Source organism: Drancourtella massiliensis (genome assembly GCF_016900655.1).
GTDB lineage: Bacteria > Bacillota > Clostridia > Lachnospirales > Lachnospiraceae > Sellimonas > Sellimonas catena.
Genome location: NZ_JACJKH010000005.1, coordinates 136,828 through 147,672, shown reverse-complemented (window position 1 = coordinate 147,672; position 10,845 = coordinate 136,828). Strand labels below are relative to the sequence as shown.

The following is a 10,845-nucleotide window of genomic DNA, read 5'->3' as shown; positions in this document are numbered from 1 at the left end:
TATCTGCGTAACGCACTCCATCCAGAGTCTATAGGGGCATAAATCACTATTTTGTCAGCTGAAATATTGAATTTTCAAGGAGCGAAGCCCATTTCAGGTATGGGAAGTCTTAGTCAAATAACTAGTATTAATGTGATTATAAACTAGAAAATGGAAAGGGGGAAGATTATATAGCACGCTTGATTATTGCAGAATTCAAGGACAATGAAAAACTTCCTTTTGATGAAATAATGGAAGTTTTTCATAAATATCCAGATTTCCCAAAATATGAAATAGACTATGCAACTGCAATATCCTTCCCGGATTTTAAAATACTTCCAGATCAAAGAAGAGTATATTGTGGGAAACAGGAAGTAGCTTTAACTACAAAAGAATTTAACTTGTTATATTATTTTGCTACCAACGAAGGGAGGGTTCTTACATACGAACAGATTTATCAGCAGATATGGGGGAATTATGTGCAGGATATAGAGAACAACACTATTGGCTCCCATGTATGCAAATTAAGAGGAAAATTATACAAAGCCTGCCCGGATCGGCAATTTGAGATCCGGTGCGTGCGTGAAGTAGGATACTGCTTCGAGGCGAAGTAGGATAAAAAACAGTCTGATCTTTGCGGTTAGGCTGTTTTTTGTTGTCATAATTTGCGATTTTTTTTAAAAAAATATAGGTATATCGTAGTTAAAACATCGTTTTCATACTCTATACTTCTCCTATTGACAAAATAAGAGGAGAATAATGTATAGATATGTCATATTACTTCCTCTTTTGGAAAGGGGAAGGGCTGCATAAGAGTAGGGCAGAATACATACCAATCAAAAAATAAATTATTTTCTTGCCAGTTCGTCGTAATTCCTATAAGAATTGCGGCGTTTTTTTGTTCGACAAAGTTCTGCCTATTCCTACTATTTTTTACAAATGATTACATAGATTTACGAGAAGGTGTATCTGAGAGAAAACAGGTACGCCTTTTTTGTAATTATTTAAAGAGCTCTTTTCTTTTATATAGGGGGCGGGGCCCACCTCTTCGGTCTGAACTTTCAAAAAATTCAGATCGGAGGAAAGAAAATGAAGGGCAACCACCCAAAAAGAAGAAAAGACAAATATAATCCTTATAATATATTTGAGTTAGATGGAAAATATTACATAGAGTTTGCAGATGGACAGAAGAAAGAACACTGCATGGAAATCAGCAGAGAACTGTATGAGGCGTTTGACAGGTTTGAACTGGATGATCTGAAACATCTCAATATCGTTGAACGGCACATCGAACAGTCAGAGGTATATGATATTACTCTGCACAGGCGTTCCGGACAGGCAGGAGAGTCCGCAGAGAATGAGGCAATCCGTAAAATTGCATTGGAAGAACTTTATACTGCAATATCTACGTTATCGGGAATTCAGAAGCGCAGATTAGTCCTTTACTATTTTGTCGGTCTGACTTACGAACAGATTGCGGAGATGGAAGGCTGTTCTTTCCAGGCCATAGCAAAGTCTGTGACAACAGCAGAGAAAAAACTGAAAAAACTTTTAGAATAGCGGGTAGAAAAATCGCTTGAGACTGAGGAAACAGGTGGAAGAGATAATCTTTCGCCTGTTTTTTCGTAGGGGAAGAGCGGGCAGGAACCTTGAAAAATTCATACCCATTCATCAAGTACGTTCCTGTTGCTATCGTGATGAGCGTAAGCCACGTTAGCGGGCACGCCATGATCCGGACGGGTAAAGGCAGCGAAATCCCACCTATATAGAAGAATCGGTTTGCGGCTGTTTTATCTGTCCGGGGAGCGGAAAATACCCGGCTATAACTGTCAGATTGCTACTGATAAGGCGATAACAGGCAACAGGTATCATGATACTCCTGTCCGGTCATAAAGTCGAGCGTTAAGAGCGTCGCAACAAGTGAGGGCAGCTTTGGGAGATCCTCAGAGGGGTACAGGCCCGTGGAGCTGATCAGCAGTCAGCCGCTTGATGATTTCCCAGCATGAAATACATGCGATAACAGCCGGGGCGTTGAGGACAAATAGGCTGAAACAGGCAATTATGGTAGCCGGATACAAAGAAATGCTTTGCGTCCGGCTGATACATACCCGCTATGAATAATGGTTTCAAAAGAGCGGGGAGAGCCTTACGGAACAAAGAGAGTTCTAAGGTGTATAGAGGAAGGAGATATGATTGTGGAAGAACAAGAAATGCGGCGTGGAGAGATTTATCACGCAGATCTGAATCCTGTTTGCGGGAGTGAGCAGGGCGGATACCGCCCCGTACTGATCATCCAGAACAACCGGGGGAATCGGCACAGTCCAACGGTCATTGTTGCGGCTATCACGAGTAGACCAAAGACAAAACTTCCGACACATGTACCGATCAATGGGATCAAAGGACTGGAGAAAGAGTCTTTTGTGTTATTGGAGCAGATCCGGACACTGGACAAGGGGCGTCTGGATGATTATGTCGGCAGGCTGAACCGGGAGCAGATGATAAAAGTGGATAAGGCACTGCGTACCAGCATAGAGATCAAAAAGTTGGATAAACCGATTCTGATGTGTTTATGCCCGGTGTGCGCAAAGCCTTTTTACAGTTCCAAAGAACACTTTATCATCCGGGCAGATCAGAATCAGACAATAAAGGAAAAGTGTATGTTTTGTAATGTGCGTCAGGGGTACGATTATTTAATAAGGAAGAAATATTACTGAGAACAGGAAAATTCAATTTGTCAAGTATGCGATTAGAAAAATCGCACATTGGACGATAAGAGGGCTGTACGTTATTTTATAGGCGTACAGTCCTTTTATCGCTTAAGCAGCGATAAAAGGGAGGTGCGGTCATGACAGATTCCATTGATATATCAAAGAAGGTATATGAGGCGGATGACATCCAGAAACTGCTTGGACTTGGTAGGACAAAAACCTATGAATTTCTGGATGAGGTTTTTCAAAAGCAGGAGCCGTTCCGTGTCATCAAGATTGGAAAGGTATACAAAATTCCCTGTCTCCCATTTGAAAGGTGGCTGTACGGGGAATAGGAAAAGCAAGGTGTGAAAATCAATGAAACAGAACAATCAGTTGACAAAAGCGGAAAATAAGGAAGTACAGGAAGAAAAAAGGGTTGTCTTTTTTGAGGGAAACTCATGGTATCACAGGACGAAAGAACTGATGGATGATCTGACCACCAAATACAGCAAAAAAGGTGGGTTTAAGACTCCGGAAGAGGCAGAAAAAAGTTACTGGGAATACGAGGAACGTTACCGGGAAAAACAGAGGGAATTTCAAGTTGCTTTTTTAAAGAGCAAAGAAGTTATGTTCGGAGAATACCTTCAGTATTGGTTTGAACACATTTATTCTCTGCGGATTGAGACAACGACTAGAATGTTGGGATCATATACTCTGTACGAATTGATCCTGCCCAGTATGGAAACCGATGTGAAACTGAAATTTGTAACAGTAGAATATCTGGATAAATTACTGGAGCAGGTATCAAAAATCTGTTCTTCGGCAGGTAATAAAGGAAGAGAATTGTTGAGTCTGGCATTTAAAGACGCTCTGTTTGATGGATTTATCAATTATAATCCAGTTCCGGAAACGAAGCCTTATCCGAGGACAAAACCAAAGATCAGAATATTCAGTAAAGCAAAGCTGAAAGTATTCCTGCGGGCAGCCAGTAAGAATCCGTGGTATCTGGAAATTTTACTTGGACTGTTCTGTGGTTTAAGAAAAGGGGAAATTCTTGGGCTGAAATTTAGTGACTTTGATTTTGAAAAACAGACGGTTAGGATCAGCCGCCAGTTAGTAGCAAATCCTAAAGTAAAAGAGGGATTTGAAATTGAAGAATATACGGTTATAGAGCGTGATCCTAAAACAGAGAACAGCTTCCGGATACTAAAAGTTCCAAAGGCAATTATGAAGGAAGTGGAACGCAGGCTGCACTATGTTGAGATGAAAAAGGAGTGGTATGCCGGAAACTATGAGGATCATGGATATGTCAGTTGCCGGGAGGATGGAAAGCCGAGAGGGTTAAGTTCCATGAACCAGGCATTGACAAAACTTTGTGAGAGAAATGGCCTTCCTGTTATCACTGTCCACGGTCTGCGTCATATGTTTGCGACTATATTGATCGAGAGAGGTGTTCCTCTGGTAAAGATTTCCGGGTTGCTAGGCCACAATTCGATTCATACCACCTATGAATACTACTGTGAGGTTATGGACGAGAAAGATAAGATCATTGCTTTTATGAATGATACGTTTATTCCGGAGCGGACAGGGACGGAGGGATAACAGATGAAGAAATTTGACTTTAAGAAATACGTGGAATTTAAAGTGTATTCTGTTACGACCATAAAAAAAGGGTATGGTTTTCGTGTCCTGTTGAAATTTGCAGACGGTTCAGATACTACTCAGCAACACGCCGGGTTCAGCAGTAAGAGAGAGGCAAATGCCCAAAGAGATGAAATCATCGGGCAGCTTCATGCGGGAACTTATATTGTATACGGAAAGATTAAAGTGGCGGATTTCATGGAGTTCTGGTTGGAAGAGGTTATGCGCCCTAAAATAGCGGACAACAGCTATAATGGCTATAAAAACGTGGTTTACAACTATGTGACACCGCAACTGGGAAAAATGTATATGGCAACATTGAATCAAGGATATATCAGAAAGCTATATAATTCGATTGCAGAGAAATATGAGTCTATTGCACGTCTGGCGAAAACAGTCATGAATACAGCACTGGATTATGCAAAATCGAAGAATGTAATAGCGGTAAATCCTGCGGAGGGTGTTCCGCTGCCAAAGAAGATTAAGAAGAAAGCATATCGTGAGTTAAAGATAGATGTAAGCAAGACACTGACGCTCCCGCAGGTATTCCAGTTAGTAGAGGCAAGTAAAGAGACACCGATCCACATGCAGATTTTATTTGCAGTGCTGATGGGCCTGCGGCGTGGAGAAATCAACGGACTGAAATACAGTGATGTGGACTATATCAACCGCACATTAAAAATACAGCGGCAGTTGGGGAAAAAACCAAATTCCAAAGCGGAAGATGTACCGCCTAAAATGCTTACAAAACAGGAGATCAAGCCAAAAACTCCGTCCAGTATAAGGGAGATCCCTATTCCAGACTATGTGTTTGAGGCGATTCTGGAACAGCGCCGGATTTATGAGAAGAATCGCAGGCGAAGAAGTAAAGAGTTCCGTGACTGGGATTACATCTGTTGTTCCACCTATGGAAATCCAAGAAGTAAAAGTTATCATCAGAAATATTATAAAGAACTGCTTGCTTCTTTAGGACTTCCGGATATTCATTTCCATCAGTTGAGAAATACATATACGACTATTCTTTTGAAACATGACTTTAATATCAAAGGAATATCGCATATGTTAGGGCATTCAAAAGAGATTATATCAGCAGACATCTATGGGGATACTGCTGAAATCATTGAAGATTGCTTATATGCTATTGAACCATTTATGGAAGAAGTTCTTCCGGAAAGCCGGAAAGAGAAATACTATGATTACTCCGATCTGAAGGAAATAGACGAGGCAGCCGAGGAATATTTAATGGCAGCATGACAACAATATAAGGAAGAAATCATAAAAAAGTACAGATGTACACTCGAACATTTGTACTTTTTTTACTTTTCGTCCTATATACTTTTATCATTATCTTTGCTATAATGTTGTCACTACCGTTTTGGTGTTACTTCGTGTTATTTAGTCCTCAAAAAAGTGTTTTGTGACTTTTGCCTTTCTGGATTCGTAATGGTGTCCTATAAGGCTATTATTTTGACATTTTCGTTACGAATGATTTTTTTGAGGGTGGCTGATATTGAACGTATCAAAAGTCACAAAGGAGAGATTTCGCTATGGATAAATTCGTTTTAAAGGCCCCGTATCAGCCTACCGGCGACCAGCCGCAGGCAATCGAGGCGCTTGTAAAAGGGTTCAAGGAAGGCAATCAATGCCAGACTTTACTGGGGGTTACGGGTTCTGGAAAGACGTTTACGATGGCCAACGTGATCGAGCAGTTGCAGAAACCGACACTGGTCATCGCCCACAATAAAACACTGGCCGCTCAGTTGTACGGAGAATTCAAGGAGATGTTCCCTGATAACGCAGTGGAGTATTTTGTCTCCTATTACGATTACTACCAGCCGGAGGCATACGTTCCGTCCTCAGACACCTACATTGCCAAGGATTCAGCGATCAATGATGAGATCGACAAGCTGCGGCATTCGGCCACTGCGGCGTTGTCTGAGAGAAAGGACGTTATTATTGTAGCGAGTGTTTCCTGTATCTATGGACTTGGCAGCCCGATCGATTATCAAAACATGGTGATTTCCCTGCGGCCGGGTATGATCAAGGACCGGGACGAAGTGATCGGGAAACTGATCGATATTCAGTATGACAGAAATGATATTGACTTTAAGCGGGGAACTTTCCGGGTACACGGCGATGTGCTGGAAGTATTTCCGGCGGGATCTGGAGAAAATATTATCCGGATAGAGTTTTTTGGCGATGAGATCGACCGGATCACAGAAGTGGATTCTCTGACCGGAGAGATTAAAAATGAGCTGAATCACATCGCGATTTTCCCGGCGTCCCACTACGTGGTATCAAAGGAAAACATGGACCGGGCGCTCGGGCAGATTGAGGAGGAGCTGGAACAGCAGATCCGCTTTTTCAAAAGTGAAGACAAGCTTTTAGAGGCGCAGCGGATCTCGGAGCGGACAAATTTTGACATTGAGATGCTGCGGGAAACTGGATTCTGCTCCGGTATTGAGAACTATTCCAGACATCTGACAGGTCTGAAAGAGGGCGAACCGCCGCATACTCTTCTGGATTATTTCCCGGATGATTTCCTGATGATTATCGACGAGTCTCACAAGACGATTCCGCAGATTGGCGGAATGTATCATGGAGACCAGTCCAGAAAGACGACGCTTGTGGATTATGGATTCCGTCTGCCGTCAGCAAAGGACAACCGTCCACTTAACTTTGAAGAATTTGAAAGCAAGATCAGCCAGGTGATGTTTGTGTCAGCGACGCCGGGCACCTACGAGGAAGAGCATGAGCTTCTGCGGGCAGAGCAGGTGATCCGCCCGACGGGACTTCTGGATCCGGAAGTGGAAGTGCGTCCTGTGGAGCGCCAGATTGACGACCTTATCGGTGAAGTCAACAAAGAAGTGGCCAGGAAAAACAAGATTCTGATCACAACACTGACCAAGCGGATGGCAGAAGATCTGACGGATTATATGCGGGAATTGGGAATCCGGGTACGGTATCTTCATTCTGATATTGATACGCTGGAACGGACAGAGATTATCCGTGACATGCGTCTGGATGTATTTGACGTGCTTGTGGGAATCAACCTGTTGAGGGAAGGTCTTGATATACCTGAGATTACACTGGTGGCGATTCTGGATGCGGACAAGGAAGGATTCCTGCGTTCGGAGACTTCGCTGATTCAGACGATCGGACGTGCCGCACGAAATGCAGAAGGTCATGTCATCATGTATGCGGACACTGTGACGGATTCCATGAAAGCTGCCATTGACGAGACGAGACGGCGCCGGGAGATTCAGATGCAGTATAATGAGGAACACGGCATCACGCCGAAGACGATTCAAAAGGCAGTCCGCGATCTGATCAGTATTTCCAAGAAGGTGGCAAAACAGGAGAAGATGCTGGAAAAAGATCCAGAATCCATGAGCAGGGAAGAACTGGAAAAACTGGTAAAAGACTTGAACAAGCAGATGAAAAAGGCAGCAGCCGATCTGGATTTCGAGACTGCGGCAGAGCTGCGTGACAAGATGATTGAAATCAAAAAGCATCTGCAGGAGATAGATGGATAATAAGAAGGGAAAAAAGATGGACAACAAACAGTATATCCGTATACGCGGAGCAAATGAGCATAATCTGAAAAATATTGATCTGGACATACCGAGAAATGAACTTGTCGTACTGACGGGATTGAGTGGTTCCGGAAAGTCATCTCTTGCCTTTGATACGATTTATGCAGAGGGGCAGAGACGATATATGGAGTCATTGTCTTCCTATGCGAGACAGTTTCTGGGGCAGATGGAAAAGCCGAATGTAGAGAGCATCGAGGGACTTTCCCCTGCGATTTCCATTGACCAGAAGTCGACCAACCGGAATCCAAGATCAACGGTAGGAACCGTTACGGAGATCTATGATTATTTCCGTCTCCTCTATGCGAGGATTGGAATTCCGCACTGTCCGAACTGTGGAAAGGAAATCAAAAAGCAGACGGTGGATCAGATGACGGATCAGATCATGAGCCTGCCGGAGCGTACCAAAATCCAGCTTCTTGCACCGGTGGTAAGAGGCAGAAAGGGAACTCATGCCAAGCTTCTGGATAAAGCGAAAAAAAGCGGGTATGTCCGGGTACGTATCGATGGAAATATGTACGAGCTGACAGAAGAGATCAGTCTGGAAAAAAATATTAAACACTATATTGAGATCGTTGTAGACCGGCTTGTGGTAAAGCCGGGAATCGAAAAGCGTCTGACCGATTCCATTGAGACCGTGCTGAATCTGGCGGAAGGACTGATGACAGTCGACGTGATCGGAGGCGAGCCGATCAACTTCAGCCAGAGCTTTTCCTGTCCGGACTGCGGCATCAGCATTGATGAAATTGAACCAAGAAGTTTTTCGTTCAACAATCCGTTCGGCGCCTGCCCTGAATGTTTTGGACTTGGATATAAGATGGAGTTTGATGCAGACCTGATGATTCCGGATAAAGGACTGAGTATCAATCAGGGCGCGATTGCAGTGCTTGGATGGCAGTCCTGCATGGATCCGTCCAGTTTTACCAATGCCATCCTGCGTGCTCTCGGAGAAGCCTATGATTTTGATCTGGATACCCCGTTTGAAGAGTATCCGAAAAAAATTCAGGACATTCTGCTTTACGGAACCAACGGAAAGTCGGTAAAAGTCCGTTACAGAGGACAGCGGGGAGAAGGTGTCTATGACGTGGCTTTTGACGGACTCATAAAGAGTGTGGAAAGAAAATACCGGGAGACCGGATCGGAGGCGATGAAGGCCGAATACGAAACTTTTATGAGAATTACCCCGTGCCATGCATGTAAGGGACAGAGACTGAAGAAAGAGGCGCTGGCAGTGACGGTAGGCGACAAAAATATTTACGAAGTTACCGCAATGTCGATTGAAAATCTCCAGAAATTTCTCGAGAATCTGGAACTTACACCGGTTCAGGAAATGATCGGAGGCCAGATTTTAAAAGAGATCAAGTCCAGAACAGGATTTTTGATGGATGTAGGACTGGATTATCTGACGCTTGCCAGAGCAACCGGAACGCTGTCCGGAGGAGAGGCACAGAGAATCCGGCTTGCAACACAGATTGGATCCGGACTTGTCGGAGTCGCCTACATTCTGGATGAGCCAAGTATCGGACTCCATCAGAGAGATAATGACAAGCTGCTCAGTACGCTCAAACATCTTCGTGATCTTGGAAATACGTTGATTGTGGTAGAGCACGATGAAGATACCATGCTTGCTGCAGATTACATCGTGGATATCGGGCCGGGAGCCGGGGAGCACGGAGGCGAGGTGGTTGCTGCAGGTACAGCGGAAGAGATTATGAATACGCCGGGTTCTGTCACCGGAGATTACCTGAGCGGAAGAATCCGTATCCCTGTTCCGGAGAAACGGGCGGTTCCGTCCGGATATCTGAAAATTGTCGGGGCAAAAGAAAACAACCTGAAAAATGTCAATGTAGAGATTCCACTTGGCGTTATGACCTGTGTAACAGGAGTTTCCGGTTCGGGAAAAAGTTCTCTGATCAATGAAATCCTGTACAAAAAGCTTGCAAAAGTGCTCAATCATGCAAGAACGATCCCTGGAAAGCATAAAGAGATTCTGGGGCTGGAGAAGCTTGACAAAGTCATTAATATCGACCAGTCTCCGATCGGGCGTACGCCGCGGTCCAATCCGGCCACGTATACAGGAGTGTTTGACCTGATCCGTGACCTGTTTGCGGCAACGCCGGATGCAAAGGCGAGAGGCTACAAGAAGGGCCGGTTCAGTTTCAATGTAAAAGGAGGACGCTGTGAGGCGTGCAGCGGGGATGGAATCCTGAAGATTGAGATGCATTTCCTGCCGGATGTCTATGTACCGTGTGAAGTCTGTCACGGAAAGCGTTATAACCGGGAAACATTGGAAGTGAAATATAAAGGAAAGAGCATTTACGACGTGCTGGATATGACAGTGGAAGAAGCGATGACCTTCTTTGAAAATGTGCCGAGTATCCGCAGAAAGATGGAGACGCTCTACGACGTGGGACTTTCCTATATCCGTCTGGGCCAGCCGTCTACCACCCTTTCCGGAGGGGAAGCACAGCGGATCAAGCTTGCTGCCGAGCTGAGTAAACGAAGTACCGGAAAGACCGTTTATATTCTGGACGAGCCTACAACAGGACTTCATTTTGCAGATGTCCATAAGCTGACCGAGATTCTCAGAAGACTTGCGGCTGATGGAAATACAGTCATTGTCATTGAACACAATCTGGATGTGATCAAAACAGCAGATTATATTATTGATATGGGGCCGGAAGGAGGAGACAAGGGCGGAACTGTGATTGCAAAAGGAACTCCGGAAGAGATCGTCGAATGTCCGGAATCCTACACAGGACGCTATCTCGCCCCATTCCTTAAGAAATAATGAAAGTTACAGATTCTGGGAAAAAACTCTTTCCATTTCCAGGAAGATTGATTATAATAACAAATGTATGCGTAGAACCAGAGGTTTATGAGTTCTGACATGCGAAAGAGGAAGTATAATAGACCAAAGAGGAGCGAATATAGAGGATTTG

The 10,845-nt window shown here is 44.2% G+C and carries 8 protein-coding genes; all 8 read left to right on the top strand.

The window, feature by feature from the left end; translation table 11 throughout:
- Positions 1-179 precede the first annotated feature (179 nt).
- Positions 180-593: a winged helix-turn-helix domain-containing protein gene (locus H6A32_RS04415; protein WP_204863838.1), complete on the top strand. Its 414-nt coding sequence runs from the start codon at positions 180-182 to the stop codon at positions 591-593.
- 475 nt (positions 594-1,068) lie between these two features.
- Positions 1,069-1,539 (top strand): RNA polymerase sigma factor, encoded by a 471-nt coding sequence (locus tag H6A32_RS04410; RefSeq protein ID WP_204863837.1) that lies wholly within the window; start codon positions 1,069-1,071, stop codon positions 1,537-1,539.
- Positions 1,540-2,174: 635 nt separating this feature from the next.
- Complete coding sequence (locus H6A32_RS04405; protein WP_346342241.1) at positions 2,175-2,693, top strand: type II toxin-antitoxin system PemK/MazF family toxin; 519 nt, start codon at positions 2,175-2,177, stop codon at positions 2,691-2,693.
- Between the two features lie 131 nt (positions 2,694-2,824).
- Positions 2,825-3,022: a helix-turn-helix domain-containing protein gene (locus H6A32_RS04400; protein WP_070090307.1), complete on the top strand. Its 198-nt coding sequence runs from the start codon at positions 2,825-2,827 to the stop codon at positions 3,020-3,022.
- A gap of 22 nt (positions 3,023-3,044) precedes the next feature.
- Entirely contained in the window at positions 3,045-4,271 is a 1,227-nt protein-coding gene (locus tag H6A32_RS04395; RefSeq protein WP_204863836.1) for a site-specific integrase, read from the top strand.
- 3 nt (positions 4,272-4,274) lie between these two features.
- Positions 4,275-5,564 carry a tyrosine-type recombinase/integrase gene (locus tag H6A32_RS04390; RefSeq protein WP_204863835.1) on the top strand — a complete coding sequence of 430 codons (1,290 nt, stop codon included), beginning with the start codon at positions 4,275-4,277 and terminating at the stop codon, positions 5,562-5,564.
- A 293-nt stretch (positions 5,565-5,857) separates the two neighbouring features.
- On the top strand, positions 5,858-7,846 hold the full coding sequence (uvrB, locus tag H6A32_RS04385) for an excinuclease ABC subunit UvrB (protein WP_204863834.1): 1,989 nt from the start codon (positions 5,858-5,860) through the stop codon (positions 7,844-7,846).
- Positions 7,839-10,694 (top strand): excinuclease ABC subunit UvrA, encoded by a 2,856-nt coding sequence (gene uvrA, locus H6A32_RS04380; RefSeq protein WP_204863833.1) that lies wholly within the window; start codon positions 7,839-7,841, stop codon positions 10,692-10,694. Before uvrB ends, uvrA begins: the two co-directional genes overlap by 8 nt.
- The last annotated feature ends 151 nt before the right edge of the window (positions 10,695-10,845 follow it).

Bases quoted from the DNA above. Each gene is read 5' to 3' on its own strand.
- uvrB (WP_204863834.1), top strand. From the start codon at position 5,858: ATGGATAAATTCGTTTTAAAGGCCCCGTATCAGCCTACCGGCGACCAG.
- H6A32_RS04410 (WP_204863837.1), top strand. From the start codon at position 1,069: ATGAAGGGCAACCACCCAAAAAGAAGAAAAGACAAATATAATCCTTAT.
- H6A32_RS04390 (WP_204863835.1), top strand. From the start codon at position 4,275: ATGAAGAAATTTGACTTTAAGAAATACGTGGAATTTAAAGTGTATTCT.
- H6A32_RS04395 (WP_204863836.1), top strand. From the start codon at position 3,045: ATGAAACAGAACAATCAGTTGACAAAAGCGGAAAATAAGGAAGTACAG.
- uvrA (WP_204863833.1), top strand. From the start codon at position 7,839: ATGGATAATAAGAAGGGAAAAAAGATGGACAACAAACAGTATATCCGT.
- H6A32_RS04400 (WP_070090307.1), top strand. From the start codon at position 2,825: ATGACAGATTCCATTGATATATCAAAGAAGGTATATGAGGCGGATGAC.